Origin of the sequence: Methanobrevibacter sp. DSM 116169 (assembly GCF_046197865.1) — an archaeon.
Classification (GTDB): Archaea; Methanobacteriota; Methanobacteria; order Methanobacteriales; family Methanobacteriaceae; genus JAHKLT01.
In genome coordinates this window covers 1157523-1184012 of the sequence record NZ_CP166990.1, presented here as the reverse complement: position 1 = coordinate 1184012, position 26490 = coordinate 1157523, and the positions used below count along the sequence as shown (strand labels likewise).

General features: G+C 27.1%; 27 protein-coding genes. 24 read left to right on the top strand and 3 right to left on the bottom strand.

Translation table 11 applies throughout. The features are described 5' to 3' along the window. Window position 1: 1 nt before the first annotated feature. Together ACA134_RS05830 and ACA134_RS05825 are read right to left on the bottom strand one after the other, a co-directional pair. The gene (locus ACA134_RS05830) at window positions 2-1123 is read right to left on the bottom strand and encodes a TIGR04083 family peptide-modifying radical SAM enzyme (RefSeq protein WP_409199484.1); all 1122 of its coding nucleotides are present in this window, start codon (window positions 1121-1123) and stop codon (window positions 2-4) included. Between the two features lie 10 nt (window positions 1124-1133). Next, window positions 1134-1334 (bottom strand): TIGR04165 family Cys-rich peptide, encoded by a 201-nt coding sequence (locus ACA134_RS05825; protein WP_409199483.1) that lies wholly within the window; start codon window positions 1332-1334, stop codon window positions 1134-1136. A gap of 144 nt (window positions 1335-1478) precedes the next feature. Between ACA134_RS05825 and ACA134_RS05820 the strand changes: the two genes are divergently transcribed. From ACA134_RS05820 to ACA134_RS05805, 4 genes are all read left to right on the top strand, one after another. After that, a complete protein-coding gene (locus tag ACA134_RS05820; RefSeq protein WP_409199482.1) occupies window positions 1479-2465 on the top strand; it encodes an ATP phosphoribosyltransferase in 987 nt (328 codons plus the stop codon). Between the two features lie 114 nt (window positions 2466-2579). Beyond that, the gene (locus ACA134_RS05815) at window positions 2580-3488 is read left to right on the top strand and encodes a CBS domain-containing protein (protein WP_409199481.1); all 909 of its coding nucleotides are present in this window, start codon (window positions 2580-2582) and stop codon (window positions 3486-3488) included. Window positions 3489-3497: 9 nt separating this feature from the next. Further along, on the top strand, window positions 3498-4415 hold the full coding sequence (locus tag ACA134_RS05810; RefSeq protein WP_409199480.1) for a deoxyhypusine synthase: 918 nt from the start codon (window positions 3498-3500) through the stop codon (window positions 4413-4415). A 9-nt stretch (window positions 4416-4424) separates the two neighbouring features. Continuing rightward, window positions 4425-4955 carry a hypothetical protein gene (locus ACA134_RS05805; RefSeq protein ID WP_409199479.1) on the top strand — a complete coding sequence of 177 codons (531 nt, stop codon included), beginning with the start codon at window positions 4425-4427 and terminating at the stop codon, window positions 4953-4955. Here ACA134_RS05805 and pyrF read toward each other — a convergent pair. Then, the gene (gene pyrF, locus ACA134_RS05800) at window positions 4944-5591 is read right to left on the bottom strand and encodes an orotidine-5'-phosphate decarboxylase (RefSeq protein ID WP_409199478.1); all 648 of its coding nucleotides are present in this window, start codon (window positions 5589-5591) and stop codon (window positions 4944-4946) included. The two genes, ACA134_RS05805 and pyrF, sit on opposite strands and share 12 nt — an antisense overlap. A 560-nt stretch (window positions 5592-6151) precedes the next feature. On the opposite strand from pyrF, the gene cbiM (ACA134_RS05795) reads away from it, so the two are divergent. The 20 genes from cbiM (ACA134_RS05795) (at window position 6152) to ACA134_RS05700 (ending at window position 26198) form a co-directional block, all read left to right on the top strand. After that, window positions 6152-6826, top strand: coding sequence for a cobalt ECF transporter S component CbiM (cbiM, locus tag ACA134_RS05795; RefSeq protein WP_409199477.1), 675 nt, complete (start codon window positions 6152-6154; stop codon window positions 6824-6826). Between the two features lie 15 nt (window positions 6827-6841). Then, window positions 6842-7129, top strand: a complete 288-nt coding sequence (locus ACA134_RS05790) for an energy-coupling factor ABC transporter substrate-binding protein (RefSeq protein ID WP_409201076.1) — start codon at window positions 6842-6844, stop codon at window positions 7127-7129. A 119-nt stretch (window positions 7130-7248) separates the two neighbouring features. After that, window positions 7249-7923, top strand: coding sequence for a cobalt ECF transporter S component CbiM (gene cbiM / locus ACA134_RS05785; protein WP_409199476.1), 675 nt, complete (start codon window positions 7249-7251; stop codon window positions 7921-7923). A 9-nt stretch (window positions 7924-7932) separates the two neighbouring features. Beyond that, window positions 7933-8166, top strand: a complete 234-nt coding sequence (locus ACA134_RS05780; RefSeq protein WP_409199475.1) for a hypothetical protein — start codon at window positions 7933-7935, stop codon at window positions 8164-8166. A gap of 18 nt (window positions 8167-8184) precedes the next feature. Continuing rightward, the gene (gene cbiQ, locus ACA134_RS05775; protein WP_409199474.1) at window positions 8185-8886 is read left to right on the top strand and encodes a cobalt ECF transporter T component CbiQ; all 702 of its coding nucleotides are present in this window, start codon (window positions 8185-8187) and stop codon (window positions 8884-8886) included. Between the two features lies 1 nt (window position 8887). Next, window positions 8888-9718, top strand: coding sequence for an ATP-binding cassette domain-containing protein (locus tag ACA134_RS05770; protein ID WP_409201075.1), 831 nt, complete (start codon window positions 8888-8890; stop codon window positions 9716-9718). A 64-nt stretch (window positions 9719-9782) separates the two neighbouring features. Beyond that, entirely contained in the window at window positions 9783-10241 is a 459-nt protein-coding gene (ribC, locus tag ACA134_RS05765; protein WP_409199473.1) for a riboflavin synthase, read from the top strand. Window position 10242: 1 nt separating this feature from the next. Beyond that, on the top strand, window positions 10243-10962 hold the full coding sequence (locus ACA134_RS05760; RefSeq protein ID WP_409201074.1) for a glycosyltransferase family 2 protein: 720 nt from the start codon (window positions 10243-10245) through the stop codon (window positions 10960-10962). Window positions 10963-10972: 10 nt separating this feature from the next. Then, entirely contained in the window at window positions 10973-11332 is a 360-nt protein-coding gene (locus ACA134_RS05755) for a DUF2304 family protein (protein ID WP_409199472.1), read from the top strand. A gap of 18 nt (window positions 11333-11350) precedes the next feature. Beyond that, the gene (locus tag ACA134_RS05750) at window positions 11351-12010 is read left to right on the top strand and encodes a (Fe-S)-binding protein (RefSeq protein ID WP_409199471.1); all 660 of its coding nucleotides are present in this window, start codon (window positions 11351-11353) and stop codon (window positions 12008-12010) included. After that, complete coding sequence (locus ACA134_RS05745; protein WP_409199470.1) at window positions 12007-13212, top strand: LUD domain-containing protein; 1206 nt, start codon at window positions 12007-12009, stop codon at window positions 13210-13212. The genes ACA134_RS05750 and ACA134_RS05745 overlap by 4 nt, the downstream gene beginning before the upstream one ends. A 91-nt stretch (window positions 13213-13303) precedes the next feature. After that, window positions 13304-14527: an FprA family A-type flavoprotein gene (locus ACA134_RS05740; protein WP_409199469.1), complete on the top strand. Its 1224-nt coding sequence runs from the start codon at window positions 13304-13306 to the stop codon at window positions 14525-14527. A 127-nt stretch (window positions 14528-14654) separates the two neighbouring features. Beyond that, the gene (gene thsA, locus ACA134_RS05735) at window positions 14655-16322 is read left to right on the top strand and encodes a thermosome subunit alpha (RefSeq protein ID WP_409199468.1); all 1668 of its coding nucleotides are present in this window, start codon (window positions 14655-14657) and stop codon (window positions 16320-16322) included. A 407-nt stretch (window positions 16323-16729) separates the two neighbouring features. Next, window positions 16730-21250: a transglutaminase domain-containing protein gene (locus tag ACA134_RS05730; protein WP_409199467.1), complete on the top strand. Its 4521-nt coding sequence runs from the start codon at window positions 16730-16732 to the stop codon at window positions 21248-21250. 136 nt (window positions 21251-21386) lie between these two features. Beyond that, a complete protein-coding gene (locus ACA134_RS05725) occupies window positions 21387-22106 on the top strand; it encodes an iron dependent repressor, metal binding and dimerization domain protein (RefSeq protein WP_409199466.1) in 720 nt (239 codons plus the stop codon). An 88-nt stretch (window positions 22107-22194) separates the two neighbouring features. Next, window positions 22195-22710, top strand: a complete 516-nt coding sequence (gene endA, locus ACA134_RS05720; protein WP_409199465.1) for a tRNA-intron lyase — start codon at window positions 22195-22197, stop codon at window positions 22708-22710. 112 nt (window positions 22711-22822) lie between these two features. Continuing rightward, window positions 22823-23911, top strand: a complete 1089-nt coding sequence (locus ACA134_RS05715) for a tryptophan--tRNA ligase (RefSeq protein WP_409199464.1) — start codon at window positions 22823-22825, stop codon at window positions 23909-23911. Window positions 23912-23915: 4 nt separating this feature from the next. Then, the gene (locus tag ACA134_RS05710) at window positions 23916-24560 is read left to right on the top strand and encodes a stage II sporulation protein M (protein WP_409199463.1); all 645 of its coding nucleotides are present in this window, start codon (window positions 23916-23918) and stop codon (window positions 24558-24560) included. Window positions 24561-24564: 4 nt separating this feature from the next. Continuing rightward, window positions 24565-25761 carry a threonine synthase gene (gene thrC / locus ACA134_RS05705; RefSeq protein ID WP_409199462.1) on the top strand — a complete coding sequence of 399 codons (1197 nt, stop codon included), beginning with the start codon at window positions 24565-24567 and terminating at the stop codon, window positions 25759-25761. Window positions 25762-25994: 233 nt separating this feature from the next. Next, window positions 25995-26198: a histone family protein gene (locus ACA134_RS05700; protein WP_409199461.1), complete on the top strand. Its 204-nt coding sequence runs from the start codon at window positions 25995-25997 to the stop codon at window positions 26196-26198. The last annotated feature ends 292 nt before the right edge of the window (window positions 26199-26490 follow it).

Genomic DNA, 26490 nt, shown 5'->3' with positions numbered 1-26490 from the left:
TTTATGGTTTCATCATTAAATCCATAATACTAAATTTATCATCATCTTTTTTTGTATTCATTCCTGGAACAGCTGATTTTAAAAATTCTTTATTAGCTCTTTTTGAAACTTCTTCAAAGATTTTTTTATAAGATTCACATTGAGGATCTACTGCTTTTGGTGTTTTATATGCAACTATTGCATTATAAGGACACCCTCCTTCACAATATTTGTGAAATTTACAGCTATTACAATTTTCACTTACATAAGTTCTAAATTCTTGAAGTTTAGCCCATGCAGATGAATTTTCTATATCTTCTTTTGATGGATTGTTTTTAACATTTCCTAAAACATATTCATCCATTCCAACAAATCTATAACATGGATAAATTGATCCATCATGACCTATAGCTAATGTTGTTCCAATACAATCTGCAAAAGTACATAATGTTCCTCTACGCCTTAATGTGCTTTTACAAATATGATCTAAATCAACTATTGAAAATTTATCTAAATCATATAAATATTTATCTAACCATTCAACTAATAATTCACCATAATCTGATGCATCTAATGCCCAAGGGTCTGCATTATCTCCTCGAAGGGATGGTAATGCTCCATGAATTTTTAAATTCATATTATTATTTTTAAAGAAATCATAAATTTCATCACTTTTATCAATGGATTTAGAGGTTATAGTTGATACAAAATTAATGTTCACGCCATTTTCATTAGCTAAATTATAGTTATGCATTGTTTTATCAAAATAACCTTCTCCACGCTGAGAATCATTAATTTCTTTAGGCCCATCAATACTAGTACTTATTGAAACATCATAAGTTTTAAATAAATCTATTAGTTTTTCATTTAAAAGCCAAATATTACTTTGAAGTGAAAAACCATTAAAATTAGTATTATTTTTAAGTTTATCTAATGCATAGCTATAAAAATCATAGCCAGCAAGAAGTGGTTCTCCTCCATGAAATGTAAAGTGAACTGGATCATTACTATAATCTTTTAACCATTTTATAGTATTATCTATTATTTCTTTATCCATTATTTCATCTGTATTTTCACTTCCCCAACAATATTTGCAATTTGATTGACAATTTAATGTTGGAATAATCATTACATGGAAACTCATTTTACCACTTTTATAATTTATTTAATTTTTTAATAATTTCAGATTTTTCATCTTCTTGAGGTTCATGTTTTTCGAAAATAAAACCGCAATTATCACATTTAAATGCATCTAAGACGGCATGTGCATTATGATTATCTACAATTTTTCTAACTGCTTTTTTATCTTGTGAACCACATTCAGGACATTTTTTTAATAAATCTTCTAGTTTCATTAATTCACTCTCAGTTTTAATAATATAATTAATTTGTATTATCTAATTAATTTATTTTTTCATTTTTATAGAATTTATTTATAATATGAATTAAATATACTATTATATTATATTTTAAAAATTATTATTTTTTGGTGTTAAAAAATGAGTAAAATTATTTTAGGGCTTCCAAAAGGAAGTTTAAACAATGTAAATAGGGGAAATACTTATCAGCTATTTGTTGATGCAGGATATGATGTTAAAGGTTATGAACCTGGTAATGAGTCTTATGAAATAAAAATAAATAATGATGAAGATATCATTGCATATTTAACTCGTCCTCAAAGTACTCCTGTTGAACTTAATAGAGGAATTGTTGATTTATCTATTGTTGGTGAGGATTGGGTTAAAGAGGAATCAGTTTTAAAAGAAAATAAAATTACTAAAATTGGTGATTTAAATTATGGTCAAACACGTTTAATTGTAGCTGTTCCTGATGAATCTCCATATGATGATTTAACTGATTTTTTTAGAAAAAATAAAGATAGAGACACTCCTATTTTATGTTTCACAGAATATCCAAATTTAACAAGAAAATTTTTCATGGATAATGAAGGTTATAAAGAAGTTTTCGGAGATTCTGTTCCTTTTGTCCAAGTTAGAAGCTTAGTTGATGGAGATAATAAAAATGTTCAAATTATTAATTCTGATGGAGCAACTGAAGTTTATATTGCTAAAGGTGCAGATTTAATAGTTGATAATACTCAAACTGGTAATAGCTTAAGAAAGGCAGGTCTTAAAGAACTTGAAACAATTTTACATTCTTCTGCAGGTTTATATGCAGGTGCAAATTGTACAGGAGAAAAAATGGAAAAAGCACAAATGATATATAAACAATTATTTGGAGCTATTGTGGCTAGAGATTTCTTTGATGTAAAATTTAATATTATTAATGAAAAATCTGATGAAATAACTGATTATTTACTTTCAAATAAATTATGTTCTGATGAACCGACAATTACTACAGGTAAGAAATTTTCTCAATTCAATGTATTAATTCCTAAAAATAAATTCCCTGAAATGATTGATGGAATTAAGAAATTTGGTGCATCATCAATTATTAGAAATGATTTAAAGCAATATGTTGAATAATTGTTTCATCATTCACTAATTATTTTTTTTCATTGAAGTATCATTAACTATATAAGGTTTTTTAAACAAAAATTAATTAATTAATGATTTTTATTAATATTTTCGGTGTCTTAAATGTTAACATCTGTACAAAAAGAAATCTTGCAAAGTTTAATAAACCTTTATCAAAATTCCGAAGGTAAATCTATAAAGGGTGAAGATATAGCTGAGGTAATGAATAGAAATCCAGGAACTATTCGTAATCAAATGCAATCTCTTCGTAGTTTAGGACTTGTTAAAGGAGTTCCTGGCCCAAGGGGAGGATATAAACCTACTGTAGAGGCATATCATAATTTAAATATTTCATTTTCTAATGATCAATTTGATGTATCAATATATAAAGATGATGTAAAAATGGAAGATTTATCTGTTGCTAAAATAGAATTTACAAGTATTCCTCATCCTGGAGAATGTGAAGCAGCTATTAAAGTTTTAGGTAGTATCAAAAACTTAAAATTAGGTGATGAAGTAAGAATAGGCCCAACACCTGTCAATAATTTAGGTATTATTGGGGAAGTTGTTGGTAGAGATGATATGGATAATATTGTATTACTTGATACTAAAACAATCAGAAGTATTCCAAAAAACACAATTGAGGACATTGGAAGTTTTGATTTAATTTATCTTGATCCGGAAGATGATTTAAGATATGCATCATTAGTTCTATCTGAAAATTTTATTGAAGGAGCTCCAGTAATAAAAGATGATTATATTTTAGGTATGTTAACATTAACAGATATTGTTAAAGCTTTTGCTAAAGGTCAAGAAAACTTAAAAATTCAAGAAATAATGTGCGAAAAAGTTAAAGTTATAAATAAAACAGCAACACTTGCTAGTGCATTAGATAAAATGGTTAAAGAACACATTGGCAGATTAGTTATTGTAGATGAAGATGACAGAAAACCTATTGGTATTGTAACACGAAAAGATTTAATTAGGTCTGTAACTAGTTTTGATAAGTTCCCAATAGAAACAAATGAATAAGGGCTTTAAATGGAAATAAATCAATTAAATATTAAAAAAGATATGAAAGTATCTGAACTTATCGGAGAATTTGAAAGTTCTGGAGTATTAGGTTCAGGTAGAGTTGCAAATTCATGTAATATTTTAGCTAATATGATTAATGATGAGGATATGGGTGTTTTTTTAAGTATGGCTGGACCAATGGTTCCAGGAGGACTTCGAAACATTGTAAGTTCTATGATTAAGGAAGGTCAAATTGATTTATTAATTACAAGTGGTGCAAATATTACACATGATTTATTAGAAGCATTTGGTGGACGCCACTATAAAGATTATAAATCATCTGATGAAGAATTAAGTTCTGCAGGTATTGGTCGAATTGGAGATGTATTTACAAAATCAGATGATTTTGAAACATTTGAAAAAGAAATAACAAAAATATTTGCTGAAATTTCATCTAAAAATAAAGTAATTTCTATTCAAAATTTACTTTATGAAGTTGGACTTTTAATAGATGATGAAAATTCTATACTTTATAACGCATCAAAAAAGAATATTCCTATTTTTGCACCAGGTTTAATTGATAGTATGTTTGGATTGCAATTATGGATGTTTACACAAGATAATGATTTTATAGTAGATGCAGTTAAAGATATGCATTACTTATCAGATATAGTATTTGAAAGTGAAAAGGTAGGAGGAATCTTTTTAGGAGGAGGTCTTCCAAAACACTACGCACTAGCTTCTAATATTCTAAAAGGAGGAATAGATGCAGCTATTCAAATTACAATGGACAGACCAGAATCCGGTAGTTTAAGCGGAGCTCCTTTAGAAGAAGCAAAATCTTGGTCAAAAGCTAAATGTGAATCTAACCTAGCTACTGTTATAGGAGATGCAACAGTAATGTTTCCACTAATTTTAGCTGGTGCATTAGATAAAATAAATTAATGATTTTATATGAACTATCTTTTTATTCCTCTTTTTTATGCATTATCTGGATTTTTAATGAAATATTCAGATGATGAATATGATGAAAATCACAATAAATTAAGTTCTGTAATTTTAGGTATTTTATGTGGTTTAATTACGGCTGTTGTTTGCTTTTTAAATTCTGATGCAGCTTGTATTTTTATAGCTATATTGCTTGGTAATCTTATTGCCTTTAAAATAGATGGAATTCATCATATTGCAACACTTATAACATTTATAATAGTTTTAATATTTCTTGGAATTCCTAACATAAGTTTAATTCCTTTAATAATATCATTAATAGCTGCTTTTATTGATGAATTAGGTAATGATAATGAAAAATTATATTCAAAAAGTAAATATTTAAAATTCTTTTTTGATTATAGATTTACAATGAAAATAGCTATTTTAATATTAGCTATCTTCAGTTTTTTAAAAATAGAAAGCTTTGTGTTTTTTATATTATTTGAACTTAGCTATGAATTAGCTGGATATATCTTTTTAAAATTAAATAATTGATTTTAAAATAGTGTCTAAAGCTTCTTTTGGATTATCTGCTTCATAAATACTTCTACCAATAATTAAAGAATCAGCATATTTTAAAGTTTCTTTTGGATCTCCACCTTGTGTTCCAACACCAGGAGATATAATATTGGCATCAGGACCTACAATATTTCTAATTTCTTCTAATCTATCAAGTCTTGTTGAGGGTGCAACAAAATTAGTAATATTCATGTCACGACCCATTTCAGCTATTTCAAATGCATCTTTTTGAATAAATTTTAAAGCTCCTGGATGAGACATTTCAGTAAGTAGGAATAGTTCTTTTTCATGATTAATACTTGAGTTTAAACATGCTTCAACACTATCAGGACCAACAAAACCATGGCAAATTATTGCATCTGCACCAGCACCATAAGTTATATCACAAATTTTAGAATTAGTAGCAGGAATATCAGCTACTTTATAATCACAAATCACATTAAAATTAAAATTTTCTTTAATAGCCATTATGGATTCTGTTCCTTCAGCAAGTGTTAAAGGATAACCAATTTTTACAGTATCAATTTTATCTTTAAGTTTACCACACAATGTAAGAGTATCATAAAGATTTGTTAAATCTAAAGCTAATATAATATTGTTTTTTACTTTCATTTTAATTCTCTTTTAAAATTTAATAATTAATATTATATTTTTTGTATTAATTATATTTTATTGAGGATCAGCCAAAAAAATATTATTTTTGATTTTTCTAATTTAGATAGTTCTTATGAAACATAGTAGCACCAGCTTCAATTTTAACCTCTTCAACGGCATATAATTGATCAAATTATTTTTTTAAAGGTTCTTTTTTGTTTAATTTCTTTTAAAATCTTGTGTTTGATTTTCACATCAACATTGTTTAAAAAGAAATTTTTTAATTAAATAATAAATCAAATCCATTTAATATTATTAAAATATTTATTAATCAATTACAAGTTATTATTTGTATTAAATGGTATATAAAGTACCATGTTTTATTAAAAAACTAATATTCATTGAGAAAACAATAATAAAACCAAAATAATTTTGGCCAACCCTCATTCTAAATAATTCTTTTTTGCTATTTTTCATAAACTTTATAAACTATAAAATCAAACTTAATTTTATCAAAATTTCTTTATCTCTTATCAAGATATTTTGATGGCATATTAAAATTTATTGGAGAAATTAAAATGCATATTATGGAAGGATTTTTGCCACCAGAATGGTGTGCGATTTGGTATATATTATCTATACCAGTTATTATTTATGGAATTATTCGAATTAAGAAAGTAACAGATGAGAATCCAGATACTAAAGCATTACTTGCTGTAAGCGGGGCTTTTATGTTTGTATTATCTTCTTTAAAATTACCTTCAGTCACAGGTAGTTGTTCACATCCTACTGGTAATGGTCTTGGAGCAGTTCTTTTTGGACCTGCAGCTGCATCAGTTTTAGCAGTTATAGTTTTACTTTTCCAAGCTGTACTTTTAGCTCATGGTGGTTTAACTACTTTAGGAGCTAATGTATTTTCAATGGGTATTGTTGGTCCTTTTGTTGCTTGGGCAGTTTATAAAGCAATTACTAAAGCTAATTTACCTTCAACAGTTGCAATTTTCTTTGCAGCATTTTTAGGGGATTTATTGACCTATGTTGCAACTTCATTCCAGCTTGCTCTTGCATTTCCAGATCCAACTTTCACAGGATCTTTAATTAAATTCTTAGGAATTTTTGCAATTACTCAAATACCTCTTGCAATAGCTGAAGGATTATTGACTGTTGTAATTTGGAATGGTTTAAAAGAATACAAACCTAAAATTCTTAAAAAACTTAATTTATTTTCAAATAAAAAGGAAGCAACAGCTTAGGTGATTAATATGAATATGAGGACAGAAAATATTATTTTACTCGTTTTAGTTGCTATTATTGCAATTGCACCTCTTGTAATGTTTAATGGATTAGGTGAAGATGATGGATATTTTGGTGGTGCTGATGGTGCTGCAGGTGATGCTATTGAAGAAACTGGCTATGAACCTTGGGCAGAATCATTATGGGAACCTCCAAGTGGTGAAATAGAAAGTTTATTATTTGCTCTTCAAGCAGCTATAGGTGCAATCATTATTGGTTACTTCTTTGGTTATTGGAGAGGTCAAAAAAGTAAAGATGATTAATTAATCATTTTTTATTTTTTATCTTCTTTTTTTTAAATAAAATTTATATTGTATTATTAACAAATATTATAAGTAATAATATTATTTTTTATTTAAAAATACAATTGGAGAAGATAAAAATGCACATTATGGAGGGGTTTTTACCACCAATTTGGTGTATATTTTGGTATATTGTTTCTATACCATTTGTTGTTTATGGGATTATTAAAATAAAACAAATCACTGATGAAATTCCTGATACTAAATCTCTTTTAGCTGTAAGTGGGGCATATATGTTTGTTATATCATCTGTACATGTTCCATCAATAGGAGGAACTTGTTCTCATATAACAGGTAATGGGTTAAATGCATCTTTGTTTGGACCATTTGTAACATGTGTTCTTGGAACAATTGTATTATTATTTCAGCTATTTTTATTAGGTTATGGTGGAATAACTACTTTAGGAGCAGAAATTTTTGCATATGGTATTATTGGACCTTTCAGTGCATGGTTAATATATAAATTAATTATTAAGGCTAATTTATCATCACTTATAGGAATATTTACTGCAACAGTATTTGCAAATTTATTTACATATATTATAATAGCTATGGAATTAGCATTAGCTTTTCCAAATCCGACATTTATAAGTGCTTTTATTAAGTTTTTATTGATATTTGCAGTTGTTCAAATTCCTTTAGCATTTGTTGAAGGTATAATAACTGTTTTCATTTGGGCATCATTAAAAAAATATAAATCTAAATTACTTAGAAAATTAAATCTTTTTGGAGAAAATGAAGTTAAAAATATATAGGTTGACATTATGAAAAAATTACTAATTATTTTAATTACAATAATACTCACAATTACTCCAATATGTGCTCATGAAGATTCTAGTGAAGTTGAAGAGATTATTACAAGTGATGGTTATGAACCTTGGTTTTCAATGGATATTAATGAAGATTTAAAAAATATAGCTATTTACATTATTATAGGAATATGTACATTTGTTATGGGCTATTATTTTGCTTCTTGGAGATATGAACACAAGAAATAATTTTAAATAGGGAATAATATGAATTTTGATATAGATTATATTGCACATAATAATAGATTATCTAATAGTAATTCTTATTTAAAAATAACTTTATCAATAGCTATAATGCTAATAACATTATTTTTAAATAATCTTACTTTAGATTTTATTGTATTTATTGGGATGGCTATTTTAATAGTTTTAATAGCTGGTATTTCTTTTAAAAACTATTTAAAGTTTATTTCAATTCCATTTGTATTTGCATTTATATCATGTGTGTTTCTAGTATTTTTCTTTGGTAGTGGGGAAGTAGTTTTTAATACTGGAATTTTTGGTATAGTTGCAAGAGAAGATTCTCTAAATTTAGGAATTTATACATTTTGTAGAGTATTTGCATGTTTTTCTTGTTTAGGTTTCTTAACTTTAACTACTCCAATAGCTGAGCTATTTCACACATTAGCTAGACTTAAAGTTCCTATAATTATTATAGATATTGGACTTTTAATGTATTCAACTATATTTATATTTTTAGATCAATTAGATACTATGAGAAAAGCTCAAGAAACAAGACTTGGATATGTTGGTGCAAAAAATACTTATAGGTCTTTGGGTTCTTTATTTTCAAATTTATTTATAAAATCTCTAGATAAGAGTGAAACTATGCAACATGCATTAAATTCTAGAGGATATACTGGTGAACTACCAATTTATAAACCTTCAAAAAACAATAAAGGTGATTAAAATATTACAAACAAAAAATATTTCTTATTCTTATACTGATGGTCATAAAGCAATTAATAATATTTCATTTGAAATAGACAAAGGAGATATGGCCTTTTTACTTGGTAAAAATGGTGCAGGTAAATCAACATTATTTTTACATTTTAATGGAATTTATGAACCTGATGAAGGGGAAGTTTTAATTGATGGCAAACTTTTAAAGTATGATAAAAAAAGTTTAATTAATGTAAGACAAAAAGTAGGAATTGTTTTTCAAAATCCTGATGATCAATTATTTGCATCAACTGTAGAAGAAGATGTTGCTTTTGGACCATTAAATATTGGTTTATCTCAAGAGGAAACTGAAAAAAGAGTAAATGATGCTTTAAAAATTGTTGGAATGCTTGATTCATCTAAAAAACCACCTCATCATTTAAGTGGTGGAGAGAAAAAAAGAGTATCGATTGCAGGAATTTTAGCTATGAAACCTGAAATCATGGTTTTAGATGAGCCTACTTCAGGACTCGATCCTAAAGGTGCATCAGATATATTAAATCTTTTAAAAGAACTTAATGAAGAAGGAATGACTATTTTAATTTCAACTCATGATGTTGATATGGTACCTATATTTGCTAATAAAGTTTTTGTAATGGATAAAGGGAAAATTATTAAAAAAGGGACTCCTGAAGAAGTTTTTAGTGATATTGAACTTATAAGGGATTCTAATTTACGTCTTCCAAAAATAGCTCATTTATTTGAAATTTTAGATAAAGAAGACAAGTTAAAATTTTCAGATAATTATCCTTTAACAATTTCACAAGCTAGAAAAGTTATTAAAAATTATTTAAAATAAAATATTTTTAAATAATTGAAAATATATAGTTATTATATTAAAATAAATTTTTCATGGTGAAGATGTGAGAATAGGAATTTGCGATACTACTTTTGCTCGTTTTGATATGGGTGCAGCAGCTATTGACGAACTTAAAAATAATGCAACTGATTTAAAGATTATTAGAGTAACTGTTCCAGGTATTAAAGACTTGCCTGTTGCTTCTAAAAAACTTATTGAAGAAGAAAACTGTGAAATTGTAATGGCTTTAGGTATGCCAGGACCAATGGAAAAAGATAAAGTATGTGCTCATGAAGCCTCTACAGGAATTATACAAGCTCAACTTATGACAAATAAACATATTTTAGAAGTCTTTGTTCATGAAGATGAAGAGGAAGATTCAAAAGAACTTAAAATAGTTGCAGAAAATAGGGCTCGCCAACATGCTCAAAACTTAATTAAATTAATGTTTAAACCCAAAGAACTTGTTAAAAATGCAGGTAAAGGATTAAGACAAGGTAAAAAAGACGCAGGCGAACTTTAAGATTAATATGCAATCTAATTTTACTATTTCAAAAGAAGATAAAGAATCTATATATGTTATTATTCCTGCATATAATGAAGAAAGTCGTGTTGGGAAAGTTTTAAAAGAAGTATCAAAATTAGGCTATAAAATCATTGTTGTAAATGATGGGTCTAGTGATAATACTTTAAATATTTTAAAAGAAGTTCAAAAAGAATTTCCACATAATATTTTTGTTTTATCTCATGTCATTAATAGAGGAGCAGGGGCAGCTACTAGAACTGGTTTAGATGCTGCTTTAAAACATAATCCAAAATACTTGGTTACTTTTGATGCTGATGGCCAACATGACCCTCAAGACATTGAAAAAGTATGTATTCCATTAATTAATGGTGATGCAGAAGCAGTTATTGGAGCGAGACCTTTTGATGATATGCCTAAAAGTAAAGAGTTTGCAAACACTGTTATGACTATTTTAACTCAATTATTTTATAAAGTAAAAGTTAAAGATTCCCAAACAGGTTTTAGAGCATTCACATCAAATGCAGCTCGAAAATTAAATATTGAAGCTCAAGGTTATATTATTTCATCTGAATTTATTAAAGAGATTCATAGAAACCATCTTAAATTTGAAGAAGTTACTATTAAAACAATTTATACTGATGAAACTCAAAAAAAAGGAACCAATGCGATTGTTGGAATTAAAATTATGTTAAGAATGATAAAACAAATGTTTGATTAAGTGTGATATTATGATACCATTATACCCAATATTTTTTACAGCTTTTTGTATTATAGCTATTATATTAGTTTATTTAAGGTTTAGAGATAATAAAATGTCTTTAATGTCATTTTTATTATGGGCTTTTTTATTGTTAATTATTCTTTTATTTGCATTAGATCCAAGTCTTAGTAATATTTTGGCTGATATTTTTGGTATAACTCGAGGATTAGATTTTATAATAATTATATCTATTCTTGGTTTATTATATTTGTCTATTAAGTTATTTTTTAGAATGGAAAATTTACAACAAGATATTAATAAACTTGTTCGTGAATTAGCTATTCGTAATGAAATTGATCTTGATAAAGATGATAATAAAAAAGATTAATTTTTGGTGATTGTTTAAATGATTTATTTTAGAGGATGTACTGCAAGAAAAAAAGATAATAATATTTCTGAAGCTACAGAGAAATTATTACGCCTTGCAGGAATTGACTATAAAGTTTTAGATGATGAAAAATGTTGTGGTTCTGTATTACTTAGAACAGGGTTCATTGATGATGCTAAAACTCAAATGGAAAAAAATATTAAAGATTTTGATGGTGAAACAGTCATCACTTCATGTGCAGGATGTCATAATGCATTTAAAAATGATTATGATGATGTCGATGCTATACATATCTCACAACTTATCGAAAAGCTTATAAATGATAATAAACTTAATTTTGACAAAAAAGATATAGATGTTAGCTATCATGATCCATGTCATCTGTCAAGACATTGTAATGAAGTAGATGCGCCAAGAAATGTAATTAAATCTGTAGCTAATTTAAAAGAATTAGAAAATAATCGTGAAAATACAATTTGTTGTGGTGCAGGAGGAGGAGTAAAATCTGCTTTTCCTGATATTTCTAAACAAATAGCTAAATCTAAAGTAGAAGAAATTAAAAACACTAATAGTAAATATCTAATTACTACTTGTCCTTTTTGTAAATTAAATTTAAATGAAAGTTCTCCAATTGAAGTGTTAGACATTACAGAATTTCTAGAAAAGGTGATTAAATGAATGACCAAGAACTTAAAACTATGCGTAATTCATTTAATACAGTTAAAAATAAATCAAAACCTTTCTTAGATACTCCTCGAACAATTGAACTTCAAGAAAAAGTTAAAGATATTAAAATTAATGCAATAAATAATATGGATGAATTAATGGATGAAGCTATTAATTCATTTAAAAAAAATGATATCAATGTATTTAAAGCTCAAAATGATCTAAAAGCTCAGGAAATCATTTTAAATTTAGTTAAAAATGAAAAAAACAATGAATATATAGCTAAATCTAAATCAAATACTTTAGGTGAAATTCAAATTTCAAAGTTTTTAAAAAATAATGGTTATGAACTTATTGAAACAGACTTAGGAGATAGAATTTTACAATTAAAAAAAGGAGATAATAGTCCTGTTCATCCAACTGGCCCTGCATCTCATTTGGATGTAGAAGAAATTAAGAATATTGTTAATGGTGCATTAAATGTAAATTTAAAAGCAGATCCAAAAGAAATTATGGAATTTGTAAAAAAAGATGTTTTAGAAAAAGTGGAAAAATCAGATATAGGTATATCTGGTGCTAATTCTATTGCATCTGAAGATGGATCAATCGTTTTAATTCATAATGAAGGTAATATTTCACTTATTGCTTCTAAAAAATTACATATAGTTGTAGCTGGAATTGATAAATTTGTAAAAACTATTGAAGATGCAGTTTCTATAGCTAAACTTGAAACAATTTATGCAACTGGTAGTGCTGTAACAAGTTATATGAATGTTATATCTGGACCTTCAAAAACAGCAGATATTGAAAAAAAGCTTTTAAAAAATATGTATGGTGCTGAGAAGGTTGTTGTTATATTACTTGATAATGGGAGAAGTAAAGCAAATAAAGAATGTTTATATTGTATAGGATGTGGAAACTGCATAATATCTTGCCCTGTTTATAATGCTATTGGAAATGAATTCGGATTTAATAATTATTTAGGTGGTAGAGGAGTAGCTATGAGTAATTATATTAAAAATACTGAAACTAGCTATGATTCAGGATTATTTAAATGTACTTTATGTGGATTATGTTCTATTAATTGCCCTGTTTCAATTCCAACAAATGAAATTATTGAAAAATTAAGAAATTACTCTCAAAAACAAGGATTTTCTTGTGAGGCACATAAAAAAATTAAAGATAATATTAATAAAAAGGATTCTCCATATTAATTTTTTTAAATATTTTACTTAAAAAATTTATACTACTTAATAATATAATATTATTATATCGAAATTATTTTTTTTAAAGGAAGTGTTAATAATGAAAGCAGATAGTTTAAAAATTTCTGAAGGTGTATATTGGGTTGGTGTTCTTGATTGGGATTTAAGAGATTATCACGGATATACATTAGATGGTACAACTTATAATTGTTATTTAGTTTTTGGTGATGAAAAGACAGCACTTATTGATAATGTATTTCCTGGAACTTCTGCTCAGCTATGGGCTCGTGTAGAAGATGCATTTAAAAAAGAAGGAAAAGAATTTAAAATTGATGTAATTATTCAAAATCATATTGAAGAAGATCATAGTGGATCACTTGTAGAATTTGTTAAAAAGTTCCCACATGTAGAAGTATACTGTTCTAAAATGGCTGTTAGTGGTTTAAAAAATCATTTACCATATCTTAAGGATTTTGATTTTAATGTAGTTGGTACAGGAGACACATTAGATTTAGGTGGTAAAACTTTAGCATTTGTTAATGCTCCAATGCTCCATTGGCCAGATAGTATGTTTACAATGTATATGGAAGATGGAATCCTATTTTCAAATGATGCTTTTGGTCAACATTTATGTTTAAGTCAAAGATATGATTATGAAACAAATGAAACTGTTTTAATGGAAGCATCTCAAAAATTCTATGCAAATTTAATCACTCCATCATCTGGAATTTTTATGAATAAAGTTAAAGAACTAACTGATTTAGGAATTGTTGAGAAGATTAAGATGATTGCACCATCACATGGTCAAATATGGACAAAGCCTGAGAAGATTATCAATCAATATGTTGAATGGGCAACAGGTAAATGTAAAGATAAAATAACATTTATTTATGATACTATGCATCATTCTACTCAAAAAATGGCTCATGTCATGGCTGAAGGAGCTATGTCTGAAGGTGTTGAAGTTAAATCTTATTTCATGCATGAAGATGATAGAAGTGATCCTGTAACAGATGTACTTGATAGTAAAGCTATTTTTATTGGCTCACCAACAATAATGAATAATCCATATCCTAGTTTAGGGGATATTATGTATTATTTAACTTCATTAAACTTTAAAGCTACTACATTTAATAAAAAAACAGTTATCTTTGGTTCAAAAGGATGGGGTGGAGGATCAAATAAAAGATTAACTACAGATTTAGAGGCTGCTGGTTATGAAATAGCTGAAACATTTGAAACAACTTATGTTCCAGATAGTGAAGTTTATGATAAATGTTATGAACTTGGTAAAAACATAGCTAAAGAAATTAAACAGTTATAATTTTTTTAGTTAATTTTTTTTATTTTTTTTCGAAAGTTTTTTATATTACTTTAAACCCAGTAATAATATATTAATTATTTTTGACTTTAATGTCTTTTATTTTAATTAAATTTATTTAGGTGAAACTATGGCAAATAATCAACCAATTTTTATATTACCTGCGGATACTCAGAGATTTAAAGGTAGAGATGCATTAAGTATGAATATTAATGCTTGTAAAACATTAGCAGGAATTATAAGAACTACTCTTGGTCCTAAAGGAATGGACAAGATGCTTACTGATTCATTAGGAGATATTATTTTAACTAATGATGGTGCAACAATAGTAAGAGAAATGGATATAACTCAACCTGCAGCTAGAATGCTTGTTGAAATAGCTAAAAAACAAGAAGATGTTGTTGGGGATGGAACTACTTCTGTTATTGTAGTAGCTGGTGAATTACTTTCAAAAGCACAAGAATTATTAGAAGATGGATATTCTACTCCTTTAGTTATTAAAGGATTTAGAGATGGATTAGCTAAAGCTTTAGAAGTTTTAAATGATATTTCTATTAATAGTAAAGATAAAGATACTTTATTAAAGATAGCTCAAACTGCAATTACTGGTAAAGGTGCAGAATTTGAAAAAGAAATGCTTTCTGATTTAATTGTTGATGCAGCTTTAAGAGTTGAAGAAGATGGAAAAGTAGATAAAGAAAGAATTAACATTCAAAGAATTTCTGGAGATTCTGTTAAAGATTCTTTTATTGTAGATGGTCTTATAGTTGATAAAGCACCTATGTCTAAATCTCTTCCAAGAGATATTAAAGATGCTAAAATAGCTGTTTTAAAATATCCTATTGAATTTAAAAAGACTAATATTGATTCTAAAGTTCAAATTACTGATCCTTCACAAATGCAAGCTTTCATTGATAATGAAAAAGAAATGCTTAAAGATATTGTAGATAAAGTTATTGCATCTGGTGCAGATGTTCTATTCTGTCAAAAAGGTATTGATGAGGCAGCTGAAAATGCTTTAACTCATGCAGGTATTATTTCTTATAAAAGAGTTAGAAATACTGATATTGAAAGAATTTCTAAAGCTACAGGAGCTAAATTTGTTTCAAATATTGATGATTTAAATAGTGAAAGTTTAGGTCATGCTGGCCATTATTATGTTGATAAAATATTTGATCATGAAGTAACTTTCCTTGAAAAATGTGAAGATCCTAAAGCAACTTCTATTATTTTAAGAGGTAGTACTCGTCATGTAACTGAAGAAGTTAAAAGAGCTTTAGATGATGCATTGGGTGTTGTTGCTGCAACTATTGAAGATGGTAAAGTTGTTGTTGGTGGAGCTGCTTGTGAGATTGAATTAATTAAACAAATTAAATCTTATGCTGAAACTATTAGTGGAAAAGAACAAATAGCTATTTTATCTTTTGCTGATGCATTTGAAGTAATTCCAAGAACATTAGCTGAAAATGCAGGTTTAGATACTATTGATATGGTTACAAATTTAAAAGCATCACATGAAAACTCCAAAAACATGGGATTAGATGTTATTAATGGTGAAATTGTTGATATGGAAAAAGAAGGAGTATTAGAACCTTTGAAAGTTAAATTCCAAGCTATTAATTCAGCTTCTGAGGCTTGTGAAATGATTTTACGTATTGATGATATGGTAGCTGCTAGAGGTGCTTTAGAATCTACTGGTACTGATGAATCAGGTAATGATGATAGTGGTATGCCTCCTATGGGCGGTATGCCTGGAGGAATGCCTGGTGGTATGGGCGGTATGCCTCCAATGATGTAATTTTTTTTAAAATTCATCATATTTCTTTATTTTTTAATTTAACTGCTGTTTTTTGTTGTTTTTAATTAGATTTAGTTTTATTTATAGTTTTTATTTGTTAATCTTTTTATTCTTTCTTTTTATTTAATACAAGATAATTATAGTTTTTCTTTTCAATATCTTCAATATTCAATACTTTAATTATATTTTTAGTATATTTTATCTTATTAGCTTTAATACTAATATTTTTAAAGTTTATTTTTAATAATTCATTTATTTTGTACTGTACTTTTTAAAATATATTGTTTTTAATGAGGTATTCTAAATAAAAAGCTTTAAATACCTTTTTACATAAATCTCATATTGCATGAAAAAAAATTATTTTCATGACTAAGAATCATTATTTTAATGGAGGTTAAAATATTATAATGAAAAAAATAGCATTAAGTGTTTTATTATTGTGTTTAATTTTTTCCACTATGGGAGCAATAAGTGCACTTGATGATAGTGATTATTCAAATTTAAATTATCAAAGTGAGTCAACTGACTTAGAAATTGATAATAATAATATTATAACTCAACATGAAAATTATGGTAATTCAAATGAATATAATTATTATGGTTTAAATGAGGATGTTGAAAGTTATGAAGTTTTATCTTCAGAGATAAATACTACTTTAAATACATCTGATGTTGACTTATTCTTTAAAAACGGAACTGGATTTACTGCTACTTTAACCGATAAAAATGGTAATGCATTAGCTAATCAAACAATAGTTTTTACAATTAATGGTAATTCCTATAATAGAGAAACTGATGCTACAGGTACAGCTAAATTATCTATTAATTTAAATCCAGGTACATATACTATAACTTCTGAATTTAAAGGCGAAGGAAATTATGCTGTATCTAAAGCAACTAATACTGTCCTTGTTAAAGAAACAATTTTTGGTGATGATGTAAATAAATTATATTTAGGTGATACTCCATATACTGCTAGTTTTTTAAATGGTCAAGGTAATCCTTTGGCAAATACCAATGTTACTTTTAATATTAATGGTGTTTTTTATACTAGAACTACTAATTCTGATGGGGTAGCAAAATTAAATATTAATTTACGTCCAGATAAATATATATTAACTGCAATTCATCCAGATACTGGTTATGAGACATCGAATATGGTTGTAGTAAATCCAACTATTTTAGCTGAAGATCTTACTAAAGTTCACTTAGATAGTAATGGATTTTTTGCTAAAATTTTAGATAAATATGGTAATCCTATAGCTAATAGCTATGTGGAATTTAATATTAATGGAGTCTTGTATAAAAGAGATACTAATTCTGAAGGTATTGCAAGATTAAACATTAATTTAGATCCAAATAATTACATAATATCTGTTATCAATCATCATGATGGGCTTCAACTAGGATATAATGTTAAAATTCTTGCACAAGCTAGTACAAATATAAAAGCTGAAAATATTTCTGTAGCAGCTGGTGAATCAGCTAATTTAGGTGCTTATTTGTATGATCAATTAGGCAATTTATTAACTGATCAAACTGTACATCTTACTGTAAATAACCAATTATATACATTAACTACTAATTCAAATGGTTTCGCTACATATAATATTAATTTAGCAGCTGGTACTTATGATGTCAATTGGGAATTTAAAGGCATTGATAAATATTTAGCTAGTAAATTAACTTCAAAATTAACTGTTGAATCAAAACCTTTTTCAAATATTCAAGGTAATGATACTTTAATTTTCCATTTAAATGGCGAAGGATTTGCTGTTTTAGTAACTGATAAAGCAGGTAATGCTATTGCTAATGCTTCTGTTTACTTTACAATTAATGGAATTGAATACTTAAGATATGCTGATGAAAATGGTATTGCTAAAATTAACATTAATTTAGATCCTAATAATTATATTATCGATTATAAATTTAAAGATGAAAATTATGCAACTAGTGAAGGTTCTAATAACTTAACTGTTATTAAAAAGAATATTGATCCCACTATAAGTTCTGAGACTACTAATATTGGTCAAGGTACGGGAGAACAATTTAAAGTAAATTTAAATGTAGATGGTGTTAATCTAGTTAATCAGGTTATTGCTATATATATTAATGGAGTAACTTATAATAGAGTTTCTGATGCTTATGGTAATGCATATTTAACTATTAATTTAGGTCAAGGGACTTATAATATCACTTATTCTTTTGCTGGAAATTCAAAGCTTAAAGGAGTTAATGGTTCTAAAGTAATTGCTGTTGTTAAATTAGTTGAAACTATGATTGTTAATCATGGATCTACAATTTTCTATCAAGGCGAAACTAGTCAATATCAAGTTATCTTATTAGATAATAATGGTAAACCATTAGCTGATAAAGATATAATATTCACTATTAATGGTGTTGATTATACTAGAACAACTGATTCAAATGGTATTGGTTCAATAAATATCAACTTAGCAACAGGATTTTATAATGTTGCTTATAAATTCGAGCAATCTGGCGGATATCTATTTTCTTCTGGTTCTACAGCTATTGAAGTAATTGCAAGACCTGATACTTTAAATACAAATGCAAATGGTTATTGGGTATTTGGTAGAGACATGTACAATGTAAATCTTGCAACTATGAAAGCTAATGGAATTGGAAACATTTTCTTGAATTTTGCTGCAATTAGTTCACATGGAAAAGCTAATGTTGAATCTTGGATTGCTTCTGCAGCTTCATATGGTATTAATGTACATATTTGGATGCAAGCATTTTATGAAAGTGGTTGGATTTATCCTGTGGATATTGATGGCAATGTTAATACTGATTTACTTAATAAAAAAATAGCTGAAGCTGTTTCTTATGCTAATATTAATGGTGTTGCAGGTATTCACTTAGATTATCTTAGATATCCTGGTGGTGCTAATAAATATCCTTCAGCTACACAAGTTATTAGTAACTTTGTTAGAGATCTTACTACTCAAGTAAAAGCTGTTAATTCTAATTTAATATTATCTGCAGCTATAATGCCTGAGACTACTTCAAATCCTTCTGTTTATGGTCAAGATGTACTAACATTAAGTAAATATTTGGATGTAATTGTTCCGATGATTTATAAAGGTAATTATAATGCTGGAACCTCATGGATTGCTTCAACCACTAATTGGTTTGTGCAAAATTCAGGTGGTGCAAAAGTTTGGGTAGGTTTACAAGGTTATGTTTCAGATGATGATTTAACATTATTATCTGCTGCAGAATTATCTAATGATGCCCAAATTGCATTAAATGCTGGTGCTGCAGGATCTATTATATTCAGATTTGGTGTAAGTAATATTATAAATTTTAATAATTTAGATGATAGTTCTGCATCTGGTGGTGAAAATGTTGGAGAAACTGTTTCTTTAAATGACATCACTTCAGCTGCTGCTTCATTAAAAACTTTTATTGAAAGTAATGGAATATTACCTACACACATTTCAGTTGGAGGTAAAGATATTTCAGTTTCACAATTTTTGTATTTAATGTCTAATGCAATTTATAATTATAATTCAGCTAGTACTTTCACTATTATTGAAGTATCTAATAATGGAGCTTCAACTGGTGATGTATTAAATGAATTATTATATTCAGCTGACTTTTTAGTTACTGCAAATGATTGTGTTAATTACATTGCTTCTAATAAAGTTGCACCAACTAATTTAAATAGTGCTATCGGATTAATTCAATACAATACTTTAGTTTATACTTTTGCAAAAGTATTAAATTTTGCTAATAATAATTTTGTGCTTCCTAATTATGTATATGCTTCTAATTTATTAGATCATTATACATACACTGTTACAATGCTTCCAAGTGTTGCTGATTCAGGTTATCAATATATTTATTATACTTCAACTTGGTTAAATTATTGTCCTCATTGTAATTATTATGGTTCTTTACTTGTTAACCCTAAAAATACTCCTGAAGGAGAATTAACTTGTGGTTATTGTGATGCTGATTACTGTGGAGTATCTGGACTTGAAAAAGATGGTTCAAAAAGCACTATTTTAACTAAAGTTAGTTTTGAAGGAAGTAATGAAACTGGAAGTTCTGGAGATTCTATATCTCTTAACAATATTATTGCTGCTGCTGTTTATTTGAAAAATTACTATTCTGCTAATGAAGCATTACCAGATTCTGTAACTATTAATGATAAATTGTATTCAGTAGCTCAAGTTTTATACTTAATGTCTGTTGCAACTAGTAATATTAATAAAGGTGACTTTTCTAATATTGCTGTTTTAAATGTTGCTGTTGCTCCAAATCCTACTGGTGTATTATTAAATACTCACCTTACTAAAGATCAATATGTGGATGTTTTCACTCGTGTTGCATCATTTATTGTATCTAATGGATATGCTCCTAATTATGCAAGCAGTGCTGTAGGTAACATTATTTATTATGAATTGGTGGATTCTGTTTCAAGAATTTTATCTTATTATGATGAAAATGGTGGATTGCCTAGTCAAGTATCTATTGTTTATTCAGGTGGTTCAAGTGCAACTATTAAAGCTTTAGCTGAATCTTTAACTGCAGGTCTCACTTCTGAACGTGAAATAGCTACTGTATTATTTAATTATGTAAGAGATAATATTAATTATCAATCTTATTATGATACAATTAAAGGAGCTGAAGGTGCTTTGAGTTCAGGTGGTGCAAATTGTTGTGATCAAACTCATTTATTAATTGCACTTCTTAGAGAATCAGGGTTAACTGCTAGATATGTTCATGGAAATTGTTATTTCTCAAGTGGATGGATTGGGCACGTTTGGGCTGAAATTAATATCGATGGTTCATGGGTAACTGCTGATACAACTAGTTCTAGAAATTCCTTAGGTGTTATTAATAACTGGAATACTGGATCTGTTGTTATCAAAGGACGCTATGAAATATTACCATTCTAATTTTCTTTTTTTTCTTTTTTTTTATTTTAAAAATTTAATTCTTTTGTAAAATTTTTTCTACCATAAATATTTTTAGGTATGGCAAACTTTTTATATAAGTTAATATAAATAATTATATATTCTTAGAGGAAATATTATGAAAAAAGAATTAAGTGAAAATATTGAAGAATATTTAGAAGTTCTTTATAGAAATGGGAGTAATGGAGAAAAAGTTTCTACAACTACCATATCTAAAAATTTAGGTATAGCTCCAGGTAGCGTTACTCAAATGCTTAAAAAATTAGAATCTTTAGGATATATTGAATATATTCCTTATAAAGGAGCAATTTTAACTACTGAAGGTATGAAATTAGCTCAAAAAATTACTAGAAAACATAGAATTTTAGAAAAATTTTTATCTGAAGTATTAAATATTAATCCAGAAAATATTCACAAACAGGCATGTGAAATGGAGCATTCTCTTTCTGATGAAGCTGAAAGAGCATTATGTCATTTATTACAACATCCTGATTTATGTCCGACTGATAACATCATTCCTGCATGTGATTTAGATTTTAAAAACTGTGATGAATGTGATTCTACTCATAATTTTGAAGATATAGATAATAGAAATGTAACATTATTATCTTTAACTGAATTAAATGAAAATGCTAATGGAGAAGTTTTCTTTATAAGAGGTAGAAATGATTCAATTAGTAAAGTCCATGAATTAGGAATTGATATTGGAACTGATTTAACTTCAAAAACTTCTAATACTTCTAGATCTTCTACTATCAGAGTCTTAAAAGATGATTCTGATGAAATTAAAATTCCTTTAGAGTTAGCTCACAACATTTTTATAAAAGTTGTAGACTAATTATTTTTTTTACTTTTTTTTCAATTAAATTTATAAATTATTAAAATAAATTATTATTAATTACATTATTTTATTTTTAGGTGTTTTAATGAGAGGTAATTTAAACGATGGCATTGTTTCAGTTATTATAGAAGAAGGTAGTAAAAAACCTATTGCTTTAAATCAAAAAAGTTTTTTTGGTAAGTTAGAGGGAGATATTTTAGAACTTTCTTTAATCGAAGCTTGTTATTTAATGGAAAAGGGAAGATTAAACATCTTTGAAAATGATAAAAAATGTGAATTTAATTATATTCTTGATTTAATAAAAGAAAAAGATAGCTATGGTAATTATATTGTTTATAGGGATTTAAAAGATAGAGGATATATTATTAGAACCGGTTTTAAATATGGGGCTGAATTCCGTTTATATGATAGAGGAAGTCAACCAGGCCAGGGACATTCAGAATATTTGGTAAAAATATTCTTTGAAAATGATAATATTCCAGCTATGAACTTTGCAAGCTATGTTAGAGTTTCTCATGGTGTTAATAAAAATTTTTTAATGGCTATTGTTGATGATGATTTAGATATAACATATTATGATGTAGAATGGACTCGTCCATAACTTCTTTTTAATTAATTATATGGTTAATAATTTTAATAGTAATATAATTTTAATAGAAAATTATTCAATGAATATTTCAATATTTTAATTTTTAATAAAAAAAGGTGATTTCTTGATAGACCCATGGGCATCTTCAACCGTAGATTATGATAAGTTAGTAAATCAATTTGGAATAAAAAGTTTTTCTGAGGTCTTACCAGATATAAAAAATCCTGGAAGATTGATGAGAAGAGGTGTTATTTTTGGACATCGTGACTTTGATAAAATAAACAAACTCATTAATGAAAATAAAGATTTTGCAGTTGTTACTGGTATGATGCCTAGTGGTCAGATGCATATTGGTCATAAGATGGTTGTTGATCAATTGAAATGGTATCTTGATAATGGAGCTAAATTATCTCTTCCAATAGCTGATATGGAATCTTATGCTGCACGAGGAATTGATTTTAAAACAGCAAGAGACATAGCTGTTGATGAATATTTAACTAATTATATTGCTTTAGGACTTGATTTAACAAATAAAAATGTTAATGTTTATTTGCAGTCTGAAAATGAACTTCTAAAGGATTTAACATTTAAATTATCTAAAAAGACTAATTTTAATGAACTTAAAGCTATTTATGGTTTTAGTCCTTCAACAAATTTTGCTCATTTGTATGCACCACTTGTTCAAGTAGGAGATATTTTACTTCCACAAATTGAAGAATATGGTGGTCCAAAAAGAGTTGTAGTTCCAGTTGGTGTAGATCAAGATCCTCATATTAGGCTTACAAGAGATATTGCAGATAAATTCAATTTAGAACTTGGTTTTATTCCTCCTTCATCTACATATCACAGGTTTTTAACAGGTTTAACTGGAGATAAAATGTCTAGTAGTAAACCAAAAACTGCGATTTATTTAAATGATTCTCCTAAATCTGCAATTAAAAAAGTTAAAAGTGCAAAAACTGGTGGTAGAGAAAGTTTAGAAGAACAAAAAGAATTAGGTGGAAGACCTGATGAATGTGTAATTTATGAAATGTATGTTTACCATTTAATAGATGATGATTCTAAACTTAAAAAAATTTATGATTCTTGTAAAGATGGTAGTTTACTATGTGGTGAATGTAAAGCATGTGCTAGTGAACTTATGGGAGAATTTATTGGAGATTTAGCTACTAAACAAGTTGATTCAAGAGAAATAGCTAAAAATTTAGTGTGATGGAATGGATTATTATAAAATAATTAAAAATGAAATAAAAGAAGCTTTCATAGAAAATAAAATAATAATAACTATTAGCTTTTTAATCTTTTTTATTCCATTAATTATTGCTTATATTTTTGTAAATGATATTTCCCATATATTTCAACCAGTTGTAAGTGAATTATCTGAAGATATTAAACAAGGTGTTATTCAAATTAACTTTGAAACAATTTTTTTAAATAATGTTTCTATTTTGATTAAAGAATATTTTATGGGAGTATTTTTATTTGTTTTTTCTGCCTTTTTACTTGGATATAATGGTTTATTTTTAGGTTATTATTTAGGTGTAAGTGATAATTTAGCTAGATCACTTATTTTTATTATTCCTCATGGAATTTTTGAATTTTTTGCAATTATAATAAGTGCTAGTGGTGGCTTTTTATTATGCATATTTATATTAAATTTAATTTATAATATAATATATCAAGAAAATAAAAACTTATCTTTAAAAGATAGAATTTATAATTCTATCGAGAAAAATTATTTAAAATTTAAACATTCTTTAATCCTTTTTGGAATATCATTAATAGCTATGGCTATAGCTGGATTAATTGAAGTTTATATTACTCCAATATTAGGAGAATTAATATTAGTTTATTTAATGTGATTATATGATACGTTGTGTTAGTTGTGGAGAAAAATACAATAATGATGAAATTATTTATACCTGTGGTAATTGTGGAAGTGTTTTAGAACTTGTTAATGATTTAAACATTCCCAAGGAAACTTTTGAAAATAGAAAAGATACTTTATGGAAATATAAAGAATTAATACCTGTTAGGGAAGATAAAATTGTTACAATTGGAGAAGGTGGAACTCCATTTTGTAAATGTGATAAACTTGGTGATGAATTAGATATAGATTTATATGTAAAAGTTGAAGGATCTAATCCAACAGGAAGTTTTAAAGATAGAGGAATGACTGTAGGAATGACAAAAGCTATGGAACTTGGTGTTGATACTGTAGGTTGTGCTTCAACTGGAAATACATCAGCATCATTAGCCGCATATGCTGCAAGAGCTGGTTTAAGATGTGTTGTGTTTTTACCATCAGGTAAAGTAGCTTTAGGAAAACTTGCACAAGCTATGTTTCATGGCGCAGAAGTTATTTCAATAAATGGAAACTTCGATGAAGCATTAGAAGCTATGACCAGTTTAGCACTTGAGAAATACTTATATTTATTAAATTCAATTAATCCATATAGATTAGAAGGACAAAAAACTATAGGTTATGAAATAGTTCAGGATTTAGGATGGTCTTCTCCTGATAGAATTATTTTACCTGTTGGAAATGCAGGAAATATTTCAGCTATTTGGAAAGGTATTAGTGAATTTTATGAAATGGGATATATGGATTCTAAAGCAATGATGACTGGAATCCAAGCAGAAGGAGCATGCCCTATTACTAAAGCATTTAGAAAAAAAGCTATGGATATTGTACCATTTGAAAATCCTGAAACAGTAGCTACAGCTATTAGAATTGGATCACCTGTTAGCTATACTAAAGCATTAAATGCAATTTATGATTCTAATGGGTATTCTGAAACTGTAAGTGATGATGAAATATTAGCTGCTCAAAAACTTCTAGCTCAAAAAGAAGGTATAGGTGTAGAACCTGCCTCAGCTGCATCAATTGCAGGTCTTATGAAATTAAGAGAAGAAGGAATAGTTGATAAAGGAGAACAAGTGGTATGTGTTGTAACTGGACATGTATTAAAGGATCCTAATACAGCTATTGAAGCATGCACAGAACCTGTAGAAGTAGATGCAAATATTAAGAAACTAAAAGAATTATTATTAAATAAATAATTTTTTTATTTTTATTTTATTTTTTCTTTAATATCAAAATATTATGATGCAACTATATATTTTTTAAAATGATTGATAATGTGTAACATATTTTATATTATAAAATTTCATTAGTGATGATAAAAACATACATTATCAAAGTGTATAACTTATCTAAAATTAAGGTTATAAAATCAATATATTTATATATAATAAAAAATACATTTAGTATTACAAAATACGAGGTGTTAATTATGGAATTACCAATCGCTCCTGTAGGGAGAATTTTAAAAAATGCTGGTGCTAAAAGAATCAGCGATGATGCTAAAATTGCATTAGCAGAAGCTATCGAAGAATGTGGAGAAAAAATGGCTACTAAAGCTGTTGGATTTGCACGTCATGCTGGTAGAAAAACCGTTAAAGCTGAAGATATTAAATTAGCAACTAAAACTTGCTAAATTAATATTTTTTCTTTTTTAAATTTTAAGTAAAGCTCATATAGTTTTACTATTGCTTATTTTTTAATTTTTTTAATACTAATTTTCAATACCTTTATAAATAATAAAATATATATCAATTATTGTCTAGTTCTCTAGAATTATTTCATTAATTACTAAATTTTATTTTTAGCATAGCTAATAATCAAAATTCAGAAATATTTATATTGAAAGTTTAATCCCGTCTTTTTTCAAATTAATTGGGATTATATTTAGTGATATATGATTATATTCAAGAATTAGTAGATTTAAC

Bases quoted from the DNA above. Each gene is read 5' to 3' on its own strand.
- ACA134_RS05725 (WP_409199466.1), top strand. From the start codon at position 21,387: ATGAAAAAAGAATTAAGTGAAAATATTGAAGAATATTTAGAAGTTCTT.
- ACA134_RS05815 (WP_409199481.1), top strand. From the start codon at position 2,580: ATGTTAACATCTGTACAAAAAGAAATCTTGCAAAGTTTAATAAACCTT.
- pyrF (WP_409199478.1), bottom strand. From the start codon at position 5,591: ATGAAAGTAAAAAACAATATTATATTAGCTTTAGATTTAACAAATCTT.
- thrC (WP_409199462.1), top strand. From the start codon at position 24,565: ATGATACGTTGTGTTAGTTGTGGAGAAAAATACAATAATGATGAAATT.
- ACA134_RS05750 (WP_409199471.1), top strand. From the start codon at position 11,351: ATGATTTATTTTAGAGGATGTACTGCAAGAAAAAAAGATAATAATATT.
- ACA134_RS05780 (WP_409199475.1), top strand. From the start codon at position 7,933: ATGAAAAAATTACTAATTATTTTAATTACAATAATACTCACAATTACT.
- ACA134_RS05820 (WP_409199482.1), top strand. From the start codon at position 1,479: ATGAGTAAAATTATTTTAGGGCTTCCAAAAGGAAGTTTAAACAATGTA.
- ACA134_RS05830 (WP_409199484.1), bottom strand. From the start codon at position 1,123: ATGAGTTTCCATGTAATGATTATTCCAACATTAAATTGTCAATCAAAT.
- cbiM (WP_409199477.1), top strand. From the start codon at position 6,152: ATGCATATTATGGAAGGATTTTTGCCACCAGAATGGTGTGCGATTTGG.
- ACA134_RS05755 (WP_409199472.1), top strand. From the start codon at position 10,973: ATGATACCATTATACCCAATATTTTTTACAGCTTTTTGTATTATAGCT.
- cbiM (WP_409199476.1), top strand. From the start codon at position 7,249: ATGCACATTATGGAGGGGTTTTTACCACCAATTTGGTGTATATTTTGG.
- thsA (WP_409199468.1), top strand. From the start codon at position 14,655: ATGGCAAATAATCAACCAATTTTTATATTACCTGCGGATACTCAGAGA.
- ACA134_RS05700 (WP_409199461.1), top strand. From the start codon at position 25,995: ATGGAATTACCAATCGCTCCTGTAGGGAGAATTTTAAAAAATGCTGGT.
- ACA134_RS05710 (WP_409199463.1), top strand. From the start codon at position 23,916: ATGGATTATTATAAAATAATTAAAAATGAAATAAAAGAAGCTTTCATA.
- endA (WP_409199465.1), top strand. From the start codon at position 22,195: ATGAGAGGTAATTTAAACGATGGCATTGTTTCAGTTATTATAGAAGAA.
- cbiQ (WP_409199474.1), top strand. From the start codon at position 8,185: ATGAATTTTGATATAGATTATATTGCACATAATAATAGATTATCTAAT.
- ACA134_RS05730 (WP_409199467.1), top strand. From the start codon at position 16,730: ATGAAAAAAATAGCATTAAGTGTTTTATTATTGTGTTTAATTTTTTCC.
- ACA134_RS05810 (WP_409199480.1), top strand. From the start codon at position 3,498: ATGGAAATAAATCAATTAAATATTAAAAAAGATATGAAAGTATCTGAA.
- ACA134_RS05790 (WP_409201076.1), top strand. From the start codon at position 6,842: ATGAGGACAGAAAATATTATTTTACTCGTTTTAGTTGCTATTATTGCA.
- ACA134_RS05805 (WP_409199479.1), top strand. From the start codon at position 4,425: ATGAACTATCTTTTTATTCCTCTTTTTTATGCATTATCTGGATTTTTA.
- ACA134_RS05745 (WP_409199470.1), top strand. From the start codon at position 12,007: ATGAATGACCAAGAACTTAAAACTATGCGTAATTCATTTAATACAGTT.
- ACA134_RS05825 (WP_409199483.1), bottom strand. From the start codon at position 1,334: ATGAAACTAGAAGATTTATTAAAAAAATGTCCTGAATGTGGTTCACAA.
- ACA134_RS05740 (WP_409199469.1), top strand. From the start codon at position 13,304: ATGAAAGCAGATAGTTTAAAAATTTCTGAAGGTGTATATTGGGTTGGT.